This window comes from Staphylococcus sp. FSL K6-0223, from assembly GCF_038008285.1.
This window is the reverse complement of the sequence record NZ_JBBOYX010000003.1, coordinates 668241-687019: the sequence shown is the minus strand read 5'-3', so window position 1 is coordinate 687019 and position 18779 is coordinate 668241. Positions and strand designations below refer to the sequence as shown.

The window sequence follows — 18779 nt, the reverse complement described above, 5'->3', positions numbered from 1 at the left end:
ATCAATGAATCAGCAACATGAATACATAGGGACTCGTAAACTTTTAATAGGAATCGTATTAGCAGTCATCACATTTTGGTTATTTGCTAATTCTTTAATCAACGTAATTCCCAATTTACAAACGTCATTTGGAAGTTATTTAAGTACAATAAGCATTGCGGTAAGTCTAACAGCTCTATTTTGTGGCATGTTTGTAGTTGGAGCGGGCAGTTTGGCAGATTATTTTGGACGTGTACGTTTAACGATAATTGGACTATGGTTAAATATTTTTGGCTCATTACTTATTATCGTTTCTGACTACATTCCGTTATTATTGATGGGACGTGCAATTCAAGGTCTTTCTGCTGCATTGATTATGCCTGCGACACTATCATTAATTAAAGCATACTATCACGGTGACAAACGTCAGCGTGCGCTCAGTTTCTGGTCTATAGGATCCTGGGGAGGTTCTGGTTTTGCATCTTTATTTGGAGGGATGATAGCTACATTTTTAAGCTGGAGATGGATATTTGTTTTTTCAATTATCGTCTCCCTCATTGCAGTACTTTTAATTAAAGGTACACCAGAATCTAAGAATCGACATGCATCATCAAGACGGTTTGATATTGTAGGTCTTATTTTACTAGTTGTTATGATGCTCAGTCTTAATATTATGATTACACAAGCTGCACATTTAGGTTTATTTTCCGTAGCGATTGTGTCATTATTTGTCGCATTTGTGTTATCTACAATATTATTTATCATCCTTGAAAATAGAAAACGCTATCCACTTATCGATTTTGCTTTATTTCGTAATCGATTCTATACGAGTGCGACATTTGCTAATTTTTTAATTAATACAGTTGCTGGTACGCTTCTCATAACGAATACGTTTGTCCAACAAGGTATAGGTTTAAGTTCATTTGAAACAGGTTTGTTGTCACTCACGTATTTGATTGCAGTATTAACAATGATTCGAGTAGGAGAGAAAATCTTACAAGAGTTTGGTCCTAGAAAACCTATGCTAATTGGTACGATGTCGACAACGGTGGGAATATTCTTAATGTCGATTACGTTTTTACCTATTCCAGTGTATATCACTTTATGCGTGATAGGATTTTTATTATTTGGATTAGGTTTAGGTTTATTTGCAACGCCTTCGACTGATACAGCCATTTCTCATTCTCCAGAGGAAAAGGTAGGCGTCGCCTCAGGTATTTATAAAATGGCTTCTTCAATAGGTGGCGCTTTTGGTGTGGCCATTTCAGGTTCAATTTATAGCATATTTTCAACATTATTTGATCCAAAATTAGGAGCAATGATGGGGCTATGGTTTAATACAATGATTGCTTTCACTGCATACTTTATTGTATGGCTCACACTTCCTAATACTAAAAAGAACTCATAAGAATTGTCTATTTTCTTTAAATTAAACAAACGTTTTAAAGAGTTTTCTTTTTGAAAATGCAAATAAATTTCACTGAATATTCTTTGATATGATGTTTTATGAGTCATTTCGTGATAGTATAAATTTATATTACGAAAAAAGGGGTGTTAGCGTGAGTTTCTATGAATTTATTCAGAACTTTGTGGGAGATCAAACGCCATTGGGAGAGTTAGCGGCGTGGATTAACCAAGATGCTCATTTTCCAATTGAAGAGACTGTAGCTGACAATATACTCAATTATTTCAATGAACTTAAAGATTTCGATCATGAACTCATAGAAATTGTTAAACGCTCATTATCCCTTTATGAACAAAGTAGGATGTAATACTTATAAATTGAAGTGAAATGAAGGAATTATATATGTTAATCAATGATGCATACAAGGCATATATTATAGAAGAAACTGGTCATTCTTTTATGATAGAGAAAAATAATGATAAACAATATTACGAAGTGCTAGAAGCTATAAATACACTATCAAACGACGCATTTTGCGTGTTAAATCATCTTTTTGTTAATGAAGGAAACGAAGAAGCTTTTGAACAAAAGTTTTTACAAAGAAACAAACATTTAGAAAATGTACCAGGATTTAAAGCATTGAGATTTTTAAGACCTAAAACTGTCGGTCGACATTATATTATCGTAACTTTATGGGAAAATCGACAAGCATTTTATGATTGGCAGAATTCTGCTGAGTACGCAGAAACACATAAGAAACGTGGGACATCAAAAGGTGTGGATCATCGCATTGTTAATCGCGATTTATCATATAATGTTAGAATTGAACTTGAAAAACTTCATCATCATATAGATTTTGAAAGCGTCATATAGGTAAATAGGTGGAGAGAAGGGCAGAAATATAATTCTATTGTCCCGCATCCAACTTACATAGCTTGTTGAAATTTTTAAAATAAATTTTTGATTTGGGAGTCCACCAACAAAAATGTCTAAAATTGTAGAAAATTGATGTAAGCACGGTTTTAAAATAGTCATTCATTGCTAATATGTTAATTAAGGCTAAGACAATCATTTGTGTCTTAGCCTTCTTATTTATAGGCATTAGTTTTCAAATTGTATTTACAAGTTTAAATTGTTAAACGTGCCCCTCACTCATAATTAGAATAGAAGGTTTTGAGGTCACTGTATCATTTTGACAATATGACATTTCTCAACTTTAATAGTTTTAAAGTCGATTAACGATTTCCAAATGCGATTAAATATTGAAAAATAGACAAATTTAAATAGTTAGGAGAGCACGAATCTAAAATGAATTTTTTCAAACTCATTACGATAATTTGTTCCTTAATTCCAATAGAGTTTATCGGCCTGAATGTTGATTATCATACGGGATCACTAATAGGTTATATTCCATATGTGATTGTCGCGCTCTTAGTGAGTTTATCTATTTTTAAAACTGGTATAAAAAATAACATAGGCATTGTAATAAGTAGAATCATTGGGATATTTCTCTCTTGGGTATGTGTTCATTTATTTATGAATGTTTATAATTCATCAGGTTATTTCACCCCATTTTCGACAGATGGTTTTGCAATATTTCTAGGAGCCATTCATGTCATAGTCATTATAATTATCTATTTAGTTATCTATAGTTTCTCTTCTCTAAATAAGTGATTGTATCAATATCGAAAAAAAGGTTACTTTAATGCCTAATCGCGTAAGGATTATTTTTAAAAGTGACTTATAAGTAACTGTTTCTGATTCTGATCATCATATTCCTTACGCATATACAGTGCTCTAATAAGTAATACAAGAACAATTATCAATATAATCCAAATAATACTAAAAATTCAGAAAATTACTATAATATAAGTTTAATCCATTTGAATGGACTTTAAGTTCTGATAGTATGAGTATGAATGTGAATTGAAAGGAAGTACAGTTATGAACAAATCAGATTTACTTGCTCCAGAGAAATATAATATTATTTCAGAAATTGAAAAATACGCTTCAGATTCATCTAAAAAAGCGATTATTTATAAAGATAACGAACATGATAATATTTCAGTAAGTTATGAAGAGCTATTGCAAAATGCAAATAAAGTAGGGAATGTCTTTTTAAAACATGGTCTTAAAAAAGGTGACAAAGTATTAATCATGATGCCACGCGCTATCGCCACATATGAATTATATATCGCTGCGTTAAAATTGGGTATCGCGATTATACCAAGCTCAGAAATGTTACGTACTAAAGATTTACAATATCGAATTACACATGGTGAAATTGATGCAGTGATTGCATTTCACACATTAACTAAAGAATTTGAAGGCGTTAAAGAATACGAGGAACTAACTAAATTCATTATTGCTGGTCATCAAGATGGTTGGATTTCTATCGAAGATGAAAAAGCTAACGAAAGTAATGAACTTGAAAGTGCTGAAACGACACGTGATGATTTAGCAATTCTTTCATATACATCGGGAACTACTGGTAATCCTAAAGCTGTTACACATTCTCACGGTTGGGGATATGCGCATTTACAAATGGCACCGAAACATTGGCTATGCATCAAAGAAGATGATCTTGTGTGGGCAACGGCTGCTCCAGGTTGGCAAAAGTGGGTATGGAGTCCGTTCTTATCAATACTAGGTACTGGCGCAACAGCCTTTGTATATAATGGACGTTTCCAACCAGAAACGTATCTTGAATTATTACAAGATTATCAAATTAATGTATTATGTTGTACGCCGACTGAATATCGTATGATGGCAAAACTAAGTAATCTAAATGACTATCATTTAGAACATCTACACAGTGCGGTTTCAGCAGGCGAGCCACTTAATCGTGAAGTTGTAGAGCAATTTAAGAACAACTTTAATCTTACAGTAAGAGATGGTTATGGTCAGACTGAAAGTACATTGCTTATCGGTTTTCTTAAAGATACAGAACCACGTCCGGGGTCTATGGGTAAAGGCATTCCAGGTAGTTTTGTCACAATTATTGATGATGATGGTAATGAAGTTCCACCTCAAACTAAAGGTAATATCGCTGTGCCATTAGATTTGCCTGCATTATTTAAAGGATATTATAAAGATGAGGAACGTACGAAAGCGGCTTCAGCAGGTGATTATTATGTCACAGGAGATTTAGCGCATAAAGATGAAGATGGCTATTTCTGGTTTGAAGGACGTCGTGATGATATTATTATAAGCTCTGGCTATACAATCGGTCCATTTGAAGTAGAGGACGCATTGACGAATCATCCTGCTGTTAAGGAATGTGCAGTGGTTGCCAGCCCTCACGAGATTCGTGGTAATATTGTTAAAGCCTTTATCATTTTACAAAATAACTATGAAGGCAATGATGAACTTGTTAAAGAACTTCAGACATTCTGTAAAAATGAAGTGGCACCTTACAAATATCCTAGAGCAATAGAATTTGTCGATGATTTACCAAAAACAAATTCTGGTAAAATTCGCCGTGTCGAACTGCGTGATGCGGAAATTGCAAAATACAATAACCGAGATTAATCTAATTCGAACTATAAAGTTATTATGATGTATCAAACTGTCGATTCAGTATTAAACTGAGTCGACAGTTTTTTGTGTATAACATATTTATATTTTCGCTAATGTTGTTTTAAAGGCTTTTATTCACGTAATCGTAATATTTATGAAATCCTTTTCATAAAAATAGTTGTAATTATTCTTTTAATATGACATACTCAAAAATGATTAGTATGACATATTAAAAGAAGAGGTGGTCTATGATGACACAATATATTTATGCATTTGATGAAGGACGCATTTCAATGAAAGATTTATTAGGTGGGAAAGGTGCTAACCTGTCTGAGATGAAACGTTTAGGTTTACCGGTACCTGATGGATTTACAATTACAACCGAGGCATGTATTGATTACTTAAAACAAAATGAACAATTGCCAACAGAAGTTAAAACACAATTGATCCATCACTTAACGTCCTTTTCAGAAAGAACAGGAAAATCATTCTCCTCTGACGAAGATTTATTATTAGTTTCAGTGCGTAGTGGCGCAAAAATTTCTATGCCTGGAATGATGGATACTATCCTTAATTTAGGTTTGAATGATGACAACGTGAAGAAACTTGCTGATAAGACAAATGATGCACGTTTCGCCTATGACTGTTATCGACGTTTATTACAAATGTTTGGTGAAGTTGTGTATGGTATTCCTATGCTTGCATTTGATACATATTTCGATGATTTCAAAAATAAACACAATTACAAGAACGATGCGGATATACCTGCTGACGGCTTGCAAACGATATGTGAAAGGTTTAAAGAGATTTACCGAGAAGAGGTATATAAGCCATTTCCTCAAGAACCATTAAAGCAATTAGAGGAAGCGATTGAAGCGGTATTCAAATCTTGGGATAACGATCGAGCGCGTGTATATAGAGAATTAAATGATATTCCGCATGATATTGGAACTGCAGTCAATGTGCAAGAAATGGTATTTGGTAATAGTGGAGAACAGAGTGGTACAGGTGTTGCGTTTACCAGAAACCCAGTTACTGGTGATAACCAATTATTTGGAGAGTACTTACTTAATGCGCAAGGTGAAGACGTTGTAGCAGGAATTAGAACACCACAAGATATTGATACATTAAAGGCGCAAATGCCAGAGGTTCATCAAGAATTTGTTGAAGTGACAAAGCAACTTGAAACACACTATAAAGACATGCAAGATATCGAATTTACGATTGAAAACGGCAAGCTTTATTTACTTCAAACACGTAATGGGAAACGTACGGCAAGAGCTGCCATTGAAATTGCTGTGGATATGGTTAATGAAGGTTTAATCACTCGCAAAGAGGCAGTAGCAAATGTGGATGTAAAATCAATCGATCAATTATTGCATCCTAATTTTAAGGAAGAAGCCTTAGAGCAAGCAACTGTTATTTCGAAATTAGGGTTACCTGCAAGTCCAGGTGCAGCAACAGGCCAAGTCGTCTTCTCAGCTGAAGATGCGAAAGAACAAGCTGAAAAAGGTCATCGTGTAGTTCTGATGCGTCCGGAAACGTCCCCAGAAGATATTGAAGGTATGATTGCTAGTGAAGCTATCGTTACAACTCATGGAGGTATGACATCTCATGCAGCAGTTGTGGCAAGAGGGATGGGTAAATGTTGTGTTACAGGTTGTTCAGATGTTGAAATCGATACTCTAAATAAAACGGTTTATTATTCAGATGGCGAATTGCATGAAGGTGATGTGGTTTCGGTAGATGGTTCCACAGGAGATTTATATGTAGGTGAGATTGAAACGGTCAATGCAGAACACAGTGAAGCATTTGAACAATTTATGGAATGGTCTGAAGAAACTGCGCGCTTACAAGTCAGAATGAATGCCGAAACACCTCAAGATATTAAAGCAGGATATAATTTTAGTGCTAAAGGGATTGGACTTGTAAGAACAGAGCATATGTTCTTTGGAGCTGAGCGTTTAATAGAGATGCGCCGATTTATTTTAGCTTCAGACCATGAAGCACGTATTGGTGCATTAGAGAAGATTAAAACGTATCAAGTAGAGGATTTTGAAGCTATATTTAGACTTTCTCAAGACCGACCTACAATTGTGCGCTTATTAGATCCCCCATTACATGAATTTTTGCCAAGCTCAGATGAAGACATCGCAAGCGTTGCCGAACAACTTGATATTCCTAAAGATGTATTAAGTAAGCGTATCGCTGAACTCAACGAAGTTAATCCTATGTTAGGTCATCGTGGTTGTCGCTTAGCTATAACTTATCCTGAGTTATACGAAATGCAAGTAGAGGCGATTATTGAAAGTGTATTGAAACTTAAGAAAGAGGGCATAGAGTGTCATCCTGAAATTATGATTCCACTTGTTTCTACTGTTGAAGAGTTTATTACTCTAAAAGACCGTTTAGCAGAAACAATTACTCAATTGGAAAATGACGCAAAAACAAATGTGAATTATCTTATTGGTACAATGATCGAAACACCGAGAGCATGTTTAATTGCGCAACAACTTGCACAACATTGTGATTTCTTTAGTTTCGGTACAAATGATTTAACACAATTAACTTATGGTTTTTCAAGAGATGATGCAGGGAAATTTATAAACGTGTATACTGAAAGTAACATTTTACAGATTGATCCATTCCAAACATTAGATAAAGATGGTGTGGGACAATTGATTCAATACGCGGTTGAACAAGCTAAGCAAATAAAACCAGAGATCAAGATAGGCGTATGTGGTGAACTTGGTGGTGATGCTAAATCAATTCATCAATTTAATCAATGGTCTATTGACTATGTATCATGTTCACCATTCAGGGTATCTGGTGCGATATTAGCTACTGCTCAAAGTCAGGCGGAGGAAAGCGAGCGATAAGGTGGAAGAGAAGAACGATCAAGTTTTAAAGTTATTTATTGTTTCGGATTCAATTGGGGAAACGGCACAACGTATGATTCATGCTACATTAACTCAATTTCCAGATTTGACCCAAGTTGAGATTAAGAAATTTCCGTACATTAAAGATGAACAAGAATTTCTTAATGTGCTTCAACTTGCTCGAGAACAAAATGCAATTGTAGCGACAACATTAGTGAGCGAATCATTTAATGCTTTAGGTCATCAATTTGCGAAAGAACATGATATTCCATACGTCGATTATATGTCAGAGTTAATTCGAATAATTGAAACGCATACAGATGCCAAACCTTTAATGGAAAGTGGCGCATTACGTAAACTTAATGATGAATATTTCAAACGTATTGAAGCTATTGAGTACTCAGTCAAATATGATGATGGTAAACATTTTACAGATATTGGTGAAGCGGATGCGTTAATTGTAGGAGTTTCACGTACGTCTAAAACACCATTAAGCATGTATTTAGCCAACAAAGGTTATAAAATAGCAAACATTCCTTTAGTACCGGAAGTTGCCATTCCAGACAATGTATTTCAACAAAAGGGGCTAAAAGTGTTTGGCTTAACTGCAAGTCCGAACTATATTGCAAACATTCGTCGCAATCGTGCTGAAACGTTAGGGTTATCTGCTGAGTCTACATATAATAGTTTGGAACGTATTAAGAAAGAACTCTCTTATGCAGAAGAAGTTTTCAAAAAATTGAATGCTACAGTCATCAATACTGAGTATAAATCTATTGAAGAATCTGCATTTTATATAGAAAAGTTTTTAATGCAACGTTAAATTGCTTATTTTAACAGTACGAGGTTGAAGTAGAAAACTTTAACTTTGTGCTGTTATTTCATGTTGATGTGGGTGTGCATTAAGAGCAATATTGTAGCCGGATTAAAAGAGAAAAATATTTTGTAATTAATATTTTTTAGTATAAAAAAATTATTATTAAACAATTGAATAATCTTAGTTAGAATAATTTACATTTCCTTATTGTTGCTTTAACATAGAAGTGTAGTAACTAGTAAAGAGTTTAAGATGCTCTTTAATTTTTGGAGTTGTGAATTGGGATTTAATAAAAGAACAACTCTAATGTACTGGTGTAATATATTTTAAATTATTTGAGAGGTGAACAACATGGCAAAGTCTGAGAAAAAAGACGTTGTATTAATTGGTGCCGGTGTACTTAGTACAACATTCGGTTCAATGTTAAAAAGCATCGAACCTGAATGGGATATCCATTTATATGAACGTCTAGATCGTCCCGGTATTGAAAGTTCAAATGAACGAAACAATGCGGGTACAGGACACGCTGCGTTATGTGAATTGAACTATACAGTTCAACAACCAGATGGTTCAATTGATATCGAAAAAGCAAAAGAAATCAACGAACAATTTGAGATTTCTAAACAATTCTGGGGTCACTTAGTAAAAAGTGGTCAAATTGAAAATCCTAGAGAGTTTATTCATCCATTACCACACATTAGTTTCGTACGTGGTAAAAATAACGTGAAATTCTTAAAAGATCGTTATGAAGCAATGAAAAACTTCCCTATGTTCGATAATATCGAATATACAGAAGACTTTGAAGAAATGAAAAAATGGATTCCGTTAATGATGGAAGGTCGCGAAAATAACGGTGGCGTTATGGCGGCTAGTAAAATTGATGAAGGTACAGACGTTAACTACGGTGCTCTTACTCGTAAAATGGCTAAAAACCTTCATGACTCTTCAAACGTTGAAGTACAATACAATCATGAAGTTGTAGACTTTGAACGTTTATCTAATGGTAAATGGTTAGTTAAAATTAAAAACCGTAATACTGGTGATGTATTTGAACATCAAACAGATTATGTATTTATTGGTGCCGGCGGTGGAGCGATTCCACTTCTACAAAAAACTGGCATCCCAGAAAGTAAACACTTAGGTGGATTCCCAATTAGTGGTCAGTTCATTGCTTGTACTAACCCTCAAGTTATTGAACAACACGATGCCAAAGTATACGGTAAAGAACCACCTGGCACACCACCTATGACAGTTCCTCACTTAGATACGCGTTATATCGATGGTGAAAGAACATTATTATTTGGACCATTCGCGAATATTGGACCAAAATTCCTTAAATTTGGTTCTAACCTTGATTTATTCAGATCTGTTAAGCCATATAACATCTCAACATTATTAGCTGCAGCAATTAAGAATGTGCCATTAATTAAATATTCAATTGATCAAGTGATTATGACTAAAGAAGGTTGCATGAATCACTTACGTACATTCTATCCTGAAGCACGTGATGAAGATTGGCAATTATACACAGCAGGTAAGCGTGTACAAGTTATTAAAGATACTGAAGAGAATGGTAAAGGCTTCATTCAATTCGGTACTGAAGTTGTGAACTCTGAAGATCATTCAGTTATCGCTTTATTAGGTGAATCACCAGGAGCTTCTACTTCAGTTTCAGTTGCATTAGAAGTATTAGAACGTAATTTCCCTGAATATACTTCTGATTGGAAACCGAAAATTAAAGAAATGATTCCTTCTTATGGAGAATCATTAATTAATGATGAACAATTAATGAGAAAAATCCGTAAACAAACTTCAAAAGACCTAGAACTAGGTTATTATGATAAAGCTAAAAAATAGAATAGATATTTTTAACGTGTGAGATGTAAAGATGTCTCACACGTCTTTTTTATATACAAATATTTCACCTCATGCCTAGAATATTAATTATTTTTAATAAATAAAGGTAAGAGATACAATGGAGTCAAAGTTAGAGTCGAAGGAGTTTGATGATATGACAAATGAAAATATCTTTGATCAACAGTTTTGGAAAGAGGCTTGGGACAATGATCCTAATACACAAGATAAAAGAATGAAACGTGCAGGTTTAGGTCAACCTGATGCTCCAGGCTTTGAAAAATGGGCTGAAAATTTTAATAAAAATTCTTTTACTGAAGAGAGTCAAAAAAGAGTAAATCGAATTATGTCATGGATTCAGAATCAAACAGGAGGATTTGAAAACCTAAGTATACTGGATGTTGGTGCTGCTTCAGGAGTGTTTAGTATACCGTTCTCAAAAGAAAGCGCTAAAGTTACTAGTCTTGAACCCTCATCCATATTGCACGATATGTTAAAAGATAATGCGCAACATTATGGTGTAGAGATTGAAACAATTAATGAATCATTTGAAAATATTGAAACGACAGATATTAAAAAATTCGATTTAGTCTTTGCATCAATGTGTCCTGCAGTAACAACATGGGAAGCCGTGGAAAAAGCTATAGATATAGCTCATCAATATGTTTATGTCAGCTTAATAGCAGGACCTAAAGAAAACTCAATCGTGGATGAGGTCGTTGCTTTTCTTGAATTAGAACCTTCGCCAATGACTGCTGATTTATATTATTTATTGCAGCTACTTTATTGCAATAACTATACGTATGAAACCTTAATTGAACGTCATACACAACATGCTGAAAAAAGTGTAGATGAAGTCATGCGTCAATTACCTTCTTGGTTAAAAGAAGTAGAAATTGAAATGAATGCGCAACAAAAAGAAAGTATTGAACAATATTTACGAGATAAATATGGCAATCATGTACCCGTAGTTACCGGTGGTAAGTTTGGGAAAGTACTTATCACATTACAAGACTAAATGTATTGAAGATACGACTTCTAAATGCCGTTTTAACAGTATTTGTTAAAATGGTATTTATTTTTTGAAAAATTATTACGATATATCGCTTAGGATATTGATATATCGAAATAACAAATAAAGAAAGGTGATTTAAATGTTCAGAAGAAGACCTGAAATGATAAGACAAAGAATGGAGCGATTTGAAGGATTTGATTTTGGCAGAGGATTTGGTGGTCCGAGAGGCGGCGGTCGTGACCGCTTTTTCAAGAAAGGCAATTTACAATTTGTCATTCTTAAAATGTTGAAGGAAGAATCACGTCATGGATATCAAATTATTAAAGATTTAGAAGAACGTTTTAAAGGCTTCTATTCACCTAGTCCTGGATCTGTTTATCCTATCTTACAAATGTTAGAAGATAGAGAATTTGTATCAATCTCTAAAGATGGTAAAAAGAAAGTGTACTCAATCACTGAAGAAGGTGAGAAGTTCTTAGAGGAGAATATTAATAATGATGAATTTACACAACGAATGGAACAATTTCAAAATATAGACTTTGAGCAATTAAAAGCATCAAGAGAACAATTACATGAGGTGTTCCAAGGATTTATGAAAGCGAGTCAGCAAGCACTACAAGATGAAGAATTGAAAAAAGAGTTTGACCAATTTGTAGAAGAAACAAAAGCACGTTTGGAACAATTTTCTAAATAAAAATAGATAGTGGGGGAGTTCAAATGAATATAAAAGATGTTAAAAGCGTAGGTATTATTGGAGGAGGACCTGGTGGATTAATGCTAGGACTTCTTTTGCAACAACAAGGATTTGAAGTGTCAATTTTTGAGAAAGCTGGGTTAGATGTAAATCGAGACCGTGGAGGTTCCTTAGATATTCATGAGGAGAGTGGCCAGTTACCATTAAAAGAAACAGGTATTATTAATCGATTTAGAGAGTTAGCTCGTTTTGAGGGTGAAGATACTCGCGTTTTAGATAAAAATGGTAAGGTTTATTATGAAGAAACAGCCGATCCTGAAGTTGAGGGAGGACGTCCAGAAATTGATCGTGGTGAACTATGTGATATCATCAGTGAACAATTAAGTGAAGGCACAGTAATATATGGTAAAGCGTTCGAATCACTTCGTCGCTTAGACAATGGACAAGTTGAAGTCTCATTTGTTGAGGGAGATACAGCTGAGTTTGACTTTGTAGTTGGGGCTGATGGAGCATTTTCAAAAGTGAGACCTTATTTAGCAAATGTGGACGTAGAATATAATGGTATTTCAATGGTTGAACTAAATGTAGAAGATGCATACAAACAATATCCTGATTTAGCAGCGTTTAATAAAAATGGTAAAATGATGGCATTTGGTGACCATAAAGCAATTCTTGGTCAAGTGAATGGCGATGGAAGAATTAAAGTATATATGTCTTATCAAATGGATTATGAGGAATTTGAAAAATTTAAAGGAATGAGTAAGTCAGAAATTAAAGAACAGTTGTTACAAGATTTCTCGGACTGGGACAAAGATTTAAAAAAATATATTGAATATGCTGGTGATGATGTACTCTTACGTCGAATTTACAAATTGCCTATAGGGTTTAAGTGGGAGAATCAATCTAATCTCACTTTAATCGGAGATGCGGCGCATTTAATGAGTCCATTTGCAGGCGAGGGTGTTAATATGGCATTCTACGATGCATATTTATTAGCGAAAGCACTTAAAGAGAATAATAATTTACAAGATGCGTTGAAAGAATATGAAGCATCTATGTATGAAGCTTCAGAACAGAGTGCAAGTGAGTCTCAAGCTAATTTAGAAGAAATGTTTGGTGATGACGCTGCTCAAAAATTTGGCGATTTCTTTAATCACATTGGTGAATTGTTTGAAGAGCATCAAGCACAAAAATTAGATAATAAATAATAAAAAGTATAAAGAAATGCCGTGTGGTCAAATAGATTACCACACGGCATTTTATATTAGGTTAAGCAAGATAATGTTGCATAACCGGAATGATAGACGGGCTTCAGTGAGCAGGTCAATCGACAATAATACGCTAATCGCTAAAATCATAGATCGATTTTTGCTCATAGCTAGTTATTGCTCATGACCTAAGCGCTCACTTCCGCACCTTTTTTGCACCTTAATTTTTATTTACTGATGCGTCATAGATTGAATCTACTGCGTCGCCTAACGCTTTATCGAATTCTTCTTGAGATTGGCTAGCGCGTAAGTCGCTTGCTAATGCACGTGAGAAGCTTGCGATTAATTCATCGTTGTCTTTTAATAATTTGTTAGCTTCGTCTCTGCTATAACCGCCAGATAATACAACGACACGTACAACGTTAGGATGGTCAGCTAATTCTTTGTATAAGTTAGCTTCAGTAGGAATAGTTAATTTTAACATTACTAATTGATCATCATTTAATGCGTCTAAGCCTTTTTTGATTTCAGCTTTTAATACTTTTTCAATTTCAGCTTTGTCTTTAGCATTAATGTTTACTTCTGGTTCAATGATTGGTACTAAACCTTTAGCAATGATTTTTTTAGCAAATTCGAATTGTTGTTCAACAACGTCTTTGATACCTTGTTCATTTAATTCTAAGATATTAGAACGCATTTTAGTACCAAAGATATGACGTTCATTTGCACGGTCTAATGTTTCGTCTAAGTCATTGATAGGTTTCATTAATTGAACACCATTTTGTTGTTCAGCTAAACCTTTATCGACTTTTAAGAAAGGTACAATACCTTTGTCAGCTAAGTAATCACCAGTATATTTACCTTCTACTTCACGATCCATAGTTTGTTCAAATAGAATTGCACCTAAGATTTTATCAGGTGAAAATGATGGTGAAGTTACTACGCGAGTACGCATATCATGTACAAGTTGGAACATCTCATCTTCATTGCTATATTGGTCTTCATTAATGCCATATTCTTTAAGCGCTTTAGGAGTACTACCGCCACTTTGGTCTAATGCTGCGATAAATCCTTTGCCATTAGTCATTTTTTCTAATTGTTCTTTATTCATACTTTCCACTCCTTAACTTAACTTTCATTTATAGTATGATAAAAAATATTTTTTATCTCAAGCTTTTCAACTCGAAAAATGTGTAAAAGTATTCTGAATATTGTATTAAGTCATAAATTTGACGTAAATTAGAATTATATTGCTAACAATGTAAAAGTATAAGTCTTATTTCTTATCAAGTTGAAGTGAAAATTTCATAGGGGACATAAGGTCTTCATATAGCTCAAATGTTTTTAAGAATATTCCTTACATCACTCTGAAACTTTAAGAAACCTATACTATAAATATAAAAAACTCAGTGCAAAAGTTTTGTGTACTTTTCACACTGAGTATTGATATATGCAACCTAAATCAGTTTAGAATAGCATTTTGTCACTACCGAACGTATCACCGAGCGCTTGTTGAGCAAGCACGTTGAGGTAATTCCATGGGCGATCGTAGTCAGGTTGGAAGAAGAAATCTTGTACGGCTAATTGTTCTAGTGTATATCCTGCTGATATCGCCATAGAAATTGTATTGATAGAAGCTGTAACATCTTCTGTAGACATGACTTGTCCACCTAAAATTTGATGACTATCTTCATCGTAAATGATTTTCATGTGAATTGTAGTTTCGTCTTGCATGAATTTTGGATGAATCAGTTCTTCAACATATTTTTGACCTAAATTACCATCATAACTATCAGCTTCTGTACCGTGTACACCAGTTTGTCCAAATTTATAATCAAATAATTGCAATCCAGATGTTCCGGAGACTCTTGGCATAGTCATATTTTTACCAGTCATATTTTTTGCTGCTACGACACCTTGGCGGCGAGAGTTTGTTGCTAAAGCAATGTAACGATCTTCTTCAACTGGAGCGAATGGTACAAGTGTTGCGTCGCCACCAGCATATACATCTTTAGCAGAAGTTTGTTGTTGATGGTCAATATTGATAATACCTTTTTCGCCTAATTCAATTTTGCCATCTAACCATTCAGTTGCAGGTGTAACACCGACTGCGAATAAAACAGTATCTGCTTCATATTCATTTTTATCGGTTACAACTTTTGTTACGTTTCCATTGTCATCACCAGATAACGATTGAACGGTTTCACCGCCTTTGAAGTAAAGACCATGTTTTTCTGAATTTTGTTGTAAAATGTCAGTGAATTCTTGATCTAAATACGTATTTAAAATTCTATCTGCAATGTCAACTATCGTTGTTTCAATACCTGCTTTAGCGAATGCTTCGGCAGCTTCGATACCAATATAGCCACCACCTACGACAACCGCTTTTTTAGCTTGAGGCATGCGTTGTTTAATTTGATCTGCCCATTCACGACCACGCATAAATAGTACGTTATTATACTGATCAATGCCGTCAATTGGAGGAGTAACTGGTTTACCGCCAGGACTTAAGAACAATTTGTCATACGTTACTTCATTAGATTGTCCATTTTGTTCTACAGTTATCACTTTTTTATCTGTATTTAAGTCAGTAACAGTACTGTTTACATGGATGTTAACGCCTTGTTCTTTATAAGAAGCTTCAGAAGCATAGTGTAATGAATCTAATGACGGTGAAACATCTTCTAAATAGCTTTGAATACCACAAGATAAGAATGAAGGTTTATCTCCACTTTCAAATACATGAATTTCAGCATTTGAATCTTCTTTTAAAAGTGTTTCAATCACTTCATAACCAGCATGTGATGTACCAACGACTACATATTTCATGATTAAATACCTCCTTAAGACTTTGTTTATCTATAGTAAAATGCGTAAGCATTATTAGAATTAATGTTTACATTATTATTATATCCGTTCTAATTATCGATTATTCAATTTATCATTACTATAAGGCTGAATTTCAAAAAATCGTCAAAAAAAGGGCCATACCATAGTGATGAAACACTATCATATGCCCCTCTATCAATAAAATTTAAATTTATTAGATTATGAAGTTTTTTCTCTACGTTTGCGTCCGCCAATTAATAATCCGCCTGCTAGAAGTGACGTACCAGCGATTAAATCCATCCCTACATGTGTGTCATTATGACCTGTTTCAGGAAGTGAAGATTTAGAATGCTTTGGTAAATCAGAAGATTTTACGTCTCCTACATAGAATGAATTAAGTTCTCTAGTAGAATCAACGGCTACTTCTTTTTTGGCCACGTGTTTAGGTTCTTTATAAGGTTTTGTTGTGATATCTTGGCCAGTATAACAATCTTCGCTATTCAAAGTGCTATAATTACCAAAGTTTCCACTTTTATATTGAACCTCACCATCTTTATAAACTTTATAAGTGCCCACACCTGCACCAGATTTATTATTAATACCGATTTCGTAGTAGTCCCCTTTATCTTTTACGGCATTGAAATTCTGTAAGTTGGGATTGCCACCGCTGTTTTTCATAGCTTGTTGTGCTACGTCTTTTGCATTATTTGCAGTTACTTCATCCGCTTTTGCTTCAGAAACATTTGCAGTCGTAAATAATACTGCCCCAGTTATTACAGTTGTTGCAATAAGAGAAATCTTGTTCACAATGATAACCCCATTTCGAATTTGAGAATTTAGAATTTGGAATAATGTTTTCTACGCTTTTAGTGTACCACCTGAATAAAATAATCATACCGGTTTAAAAGAAACATTATTGAAACTTTAAGATAAGTTAAAGAAGTTAATATATCCTCACGATTTGTTCATATTTACTTATTAATTTATTCATAAAAAAAGACTTCGATAGAGTGCACTCAACATTTGATATGTAATTTTAAAATAACTATACACTTTAGTTTACATACATTATATAATTAATTTATATAGTAGTTTGTATGTATTAAGCATCAAGCTATTCATTTTCAAAAAAAGGGGATTAATGATTATGAAAAAAATGGTGAGTGCATGTCTAGTGACATCTTTATTATTAGCAGGTTGTAGTACGGGGCAAAGTAATGACAATAAAGGAAGTTCAAATCTTTCAGACGATAAATCTCAGTCATCTAAAAGTAATAAAAATTCTAAAAATAATAATTCAAATCATGCATTAAGTCAAAGTTCTAATGACAAGAGTCAAGAAGACGCTAATCAAGAGAATACGCATTCAAATACTTATTATGCGAAAGTATGGTTAACGGCATTAGAAAGTTATAGGGGAAACAGTGATATAAAATTTGACGATTTAGATATTAAACATGGGGATGTTTCAGGTAAATTAATTGATCCTTATTTACCTGATGTTTCTGCAAAATTTCCAGAAGGAACTGAAATGTTGACTGCAAGCGTTCATGCTGCTGGGTCAGTCTATTATAAAAATAATGGTGACGGTACGATAACGATTTATCCCGTGCCATCACAATTTAACGGTCCGATTTACGGTGATGAATATGGCAAGAAAGAATCACAACGTGTACTAGACAAAGCTTCAACTGTAAAATTATATAACGCAAGTGATAGTGAAATTAATAAAATAAGTGCTTTAATGTCATCTGAACCTACAAGTTATGGGGATCCAATCGATACTCAATCAAATTCAGATTCAGATGATGATAATAGTTCAGATAGTACTACAGTGACACGAAGTAATGTAATCGATTTGGTTGAAGATTATGAAGGACACAAATTAGATACTGACACATATACTTACAAAGAACCCGAAGAAGACAGTGATGGCAATTGGGGATTCTCATTTACAGATAAAGATGGGGAACTCGCAGGCTCTTACATTATAGATCAAGATGGCATTGTTACTAAGTATGATAAACATGGTGATGAGGAATAATAAATAATAAGAAAGGTCCAGAACAAATAGCTTCTGGGCCTTTTAATTATAAGTGTTTCTTAGCAATCGTAGGTATACTGATAGCCATGAGAATCATGAATAAGATATTAGCTTCCATCCACAATGCATATGCATTCCAACTGAATTTAAACAATGAACGCTGGGCAATCGCAATTAAAAATGGGTACATGACTATAAAAATAATCGTTAAAGGAACAAATGCTAAGTAATATAGGGGCTTGGAGTAATGATAAATAATTAAAAAAACGATATAGATTACGATACCTATACTTAAATGAATCAACCCTTCAACAATCGTAGGCACTTTCTTCGGGTCAATTAAGAAATCAATATTAAGTAATAGCTGGGTTAAATGCGTCTTTTGAAATAGAACGTCCATCACAATAGTAGTGATTAATAATATAGCGCTGATGACAATTGCACTTAATAAATGATAACCATATCTAAGCCACATAAATTTATCCTCCATGATAATTTTACTTTTTATTATTCCCATAATTAAACAATTTAGACAT

General features: G+C 34.0%; 16 protein-coding genes. 12 read left to right on the top strand and 4 right to left on the bottom strand.

Translation table 11 applies throughout. The features are described from left to right. The first annotated feature begins 4 nt into the window (after window positions 1–4). The 11 genes from MHI13_RS20635 to MHI13_RS20585 all read left to right on the top strand — a co-directional run bounded on the left by MHI13_RS20635 (window position 5) and on the right by MHI13_RS20585 (window position 13370). Window positions 5–1387 carry an MFS transporter gene (locus tag MHI13_RS20635; protein ID WP_002432500.1) on the top strand — a complete coding sequence of 461 codons (1383 nt, stop codon included), beginning with the start codon at window positions 5–7 and terminating at the stop codon, window positions 1385–1387. 151 nt (window positions 1388–1538) lie between these two features. Beyond that, the gene (locus MHI13_RS20630) at window positions 1539–1751 is read left to right on the top strand and encodes a sterile alpha motif-like domain-containing protein (protein WP_023351057.1); all 213 of its coding nucleotides are present in this window, start codon (window positions 1539–1541) and stop codon (window positions 1749–1751) included. Window positions 1752–1786: 35 nt separating this feature from the next. Next, window positions 1787–2257 carry an antibiotic biosynthesis monooxygenase family protein gene (locus MHI13_RS20625; RefSeq protein ID WP_064210753.1) on the top strand — a complete coding sequence of 157 codons (471 nt, stop codon included), beginning with the start codon at window positions 1787–1789 and terminating at the stop codon, window positions 2255–2257. Window positions 2258–2692: 435 nt separating this feature from the next. Then, entirely contained in the window at window positions 2693–3058 is a 366-nt protein-coding gene (locus tag MHI13_RS20620; RefSeq protein ID WP_037579319.1) for a hypothetical protein, read from the top strand. Between the two features lie 270 nt (window positions 3059–3328). Beyond that, window positions 3329–4915: an acyl-CoA synthetase MbcS gene (mbcS, locus tag MHI13_RS20615; RefSeq protein ID WP_002432480.1), complete on the top strand. Its 1587-nt coding sequence runs from the start codon at window positions 3329–3331 to the stop codon at window positions 4913–4915. Between the two features lie 239 nt (window positions 4916–5154). Beyond that, window positions 5155–7782, top strand: coding sequence for a pyruvate, phosphate dikinase (gene ppdK / locus MHI13_RS20610; RefSeq protein ID WP_002432591.1), 2628 nt, complete (start codon window positions 5155–5157; stop codon window positions 7780–7782). A 1-nt stretch (window position 7783) separates the two neighbouring features. After that, the gene (locus MHI13_RS20605; RefSeq protein WP_002432738.1) at window positions 7784–8605 is read left to right on the top strand and encodes a pyruvate, water dikinase regulatory protein; all 822 of its coding nucleotides are present in this window, start codon (window positions 7784–7786) and stop codon (window positions 8603–8605) included. Between the two features lie 345 nt (window positions 8606–8950). After that, window positions 8951–10456 carry an L-lactate dehydrogenase (quinone) gene (gene lqo / locus MHI13_RS20600; protein WP_002432748.1) on the top strand — a complete coding sequence of 502 codons (1506 nt, stop codon included), beginning with the start codon at window positions 8951–8953 and terminating at the stop codon, window positions 10454–10456. 154 nt (window positions 10457–10610) lie between these two features. After that, entirely contained in the window at window positions 10611–11471 is an 861-nt protein-coding gene (locus MHI13_RS20595) for a class I SAM-dependent methyltransferase (protein WP_002432203.1), read from the top strand. A gap of 136 nt (window positions 11472–11607) precedes the next feature. Continuing rightward, entirely contained in the window at window positions 11608–12162 is a 555-nt protein-coding gene (locus MHI13_RS20590; RefSeq protein WP_002432898.1) for a PadR family transcriptional regulator, read from the top strand. A 23-nt stretch (window positions 12163–12185) separates the two neighbouring features. Then, window positions 12186–13370, top strand: a complete 1185-nt coding sequence (locus MHI13_RS20585) for an FAD-dependent oxidoreductase (protein WP_064210752.1) — start codon at window positions 12186–12188, stop codon at window positions 13368–13370. Between the two features lie 220 nt (window positions 13371–13590). On the opposite strand, the gene MHI13_RS20580 is transcribed toward MHI13_RS20585, so the two are convergent. From MHI13_RS20580 to MHI13_RS20570, 3 genes are all read right to left on the bottom strand, one after another. Continuing rightward, a complete protein-coding gene (locus tag MHI13_RS20580) occupies window positions 13591–14481 on the bottom strand; it encodes a fructose bisphosphate aldolase (protein WP_002432552.1) in 891 nt (296 codons plus the stop codon). 356 nt (window positions 14482–14837) lie between these two features. Continuing rightward, window positions 14838–16199 (bottom strand): FAD-dependent oxidoreductase, encoded by a 1362-nt coding sequence (locus MHI13_RS20575; RefSeq protein WP_002432726.1) that lies wholly within the window; start codon window positions 16197–16199, stop codon window positions 14838–14840. Window positions 16200–16418: 219 nt separating this feature from the next. Further along, window positions 16419–17006: a hypothetical protein gene (locus MHI13_RS20570; RefSeq protein ID WP_002432755.1), complete on the bottom strand. Its 588-nt coding sequence runs from the start codon at window positions 17004–17006 to the stop codon at window positions 16419–16421. 340 nt (window positions 17007–17346) lie between these two features. Here MHI13_RS20570 and MHI13_RS20565 point away from each other — a divergent pair, with 340 nt between their 5' ends. Then, window positions 17347–18243, top strand: coding sequence for a hypothetical protein (locus MHI13_RS20565; RefSeq protein ID WP_002432618.1), 897 nt, complete (start codon window positions 17347–17349; stop codon window positions 18241–18243). A gap of 46 nt (window positions 18244–18289) precedes the next feature. On the opposite strand, the gene MHI13_RS20560 is transcribed toward MHI13_RS20565, so the two are convergent. Beyond that, window positions 18290–18718, bottom strand: a complete 429-nt coding sequence (locus tag MHI13_RS20560; RefSeq protein WP_340761912.1) for a hypothetical protein — start codon at window positions 18716–18718, stop codon at window positions 18290–18292. Between the last annotated feature and the right edge of the window lie 61 nt (window positions 18719–18779).

Bases quoted from the DNA above. Each gene is read 5' to 3' on its own strand.
- MHI13_RS20635 (WP_002432500.1), top strand. From the start codon at position 5: ATGAATCAGCAACATGAATACATAGGGACTCGTAAACTTTTAATAGGA.
- MHI13_RS20625 (WP_064210753.1), top strand. From the start codon at position 1,787: ATGTTAATCAATGATGCATACAAGGCATATATTATAGAAGAAACTGGT.
- MHI13_RS20620 (WP_037579319.1), top strand. From the start codon at position 2,693: ATGAATTTTTTCAAACTCATTACGATAATTTGTTCCTTAATTCCAATA.
- mbcS (WP_002432480.1), top strand. From the start codon at position 3,329: ATGAACAAATCAGATTTACTTGCTCCAGAGAAATATAATATTATTTCA.
- ppdK (WP_002432591.1), top strand. From the start codon at position 5,155: ATGACACAATATATTTATGCATTTGATGAAGGACGCATTTCAATGAAA.
- lqo (WP_002432748.1), top strand. From the start codon at position 8,951: ATGGCAAAGTCTGAGAAAAAAGACGTTGTATTAATTGGTGCCGGTGTA.
- MHI13_RS20595 (WP_002432203.1), top strand. From the start codon at position 10,611: ATGACAAATGAAAATATCTTTGATCAACAGTTTTGGAAAGAGGCTTGG.
- MHI13_RS20590 (WP_002432898.1), top strand. From the start codon at position 11,608: ATGTTCAGAAGAAGACCTGAAATGATAAGACAAAGAATGGAGCGATTT.
- MHI13_RS20585 (WP_064210752.1), top strand. From the start codon at position 12,186: ATGAATATAAAAGATGTTAAAAGCGTAGGTATTATTGGAGGAGGACCT.
- MHI13_RS20580 (WP_002432552.1), bottom strand. From the start codon at position 14,481: ATGAATAAAGAACAATTAGAAAAAATGACTAATGGCAAAGGATTTATC.
- MHI13_RS20575 (WP_002432726.1), bottom strand. From the start codon at position 16,199: ATGAAATATGTAGTCGTTGGTACATCACATGCTGGTTATGAAGTGATT.
- MHI13_RS20565 (WP_002432618.1), top strand. From the start codon at position 17,347: ATGAAAAAAATGGTGAGTGCATGTCTAGTGACATCTTTATTATTAGCA.
- MHI13_RS20560 (WP_340761912.1), bottom strand. From the start codon at position 18,718: ATGTGGCTTAGATATGGTTATCATTTATTAAGTGCAATTGTCATCAGC.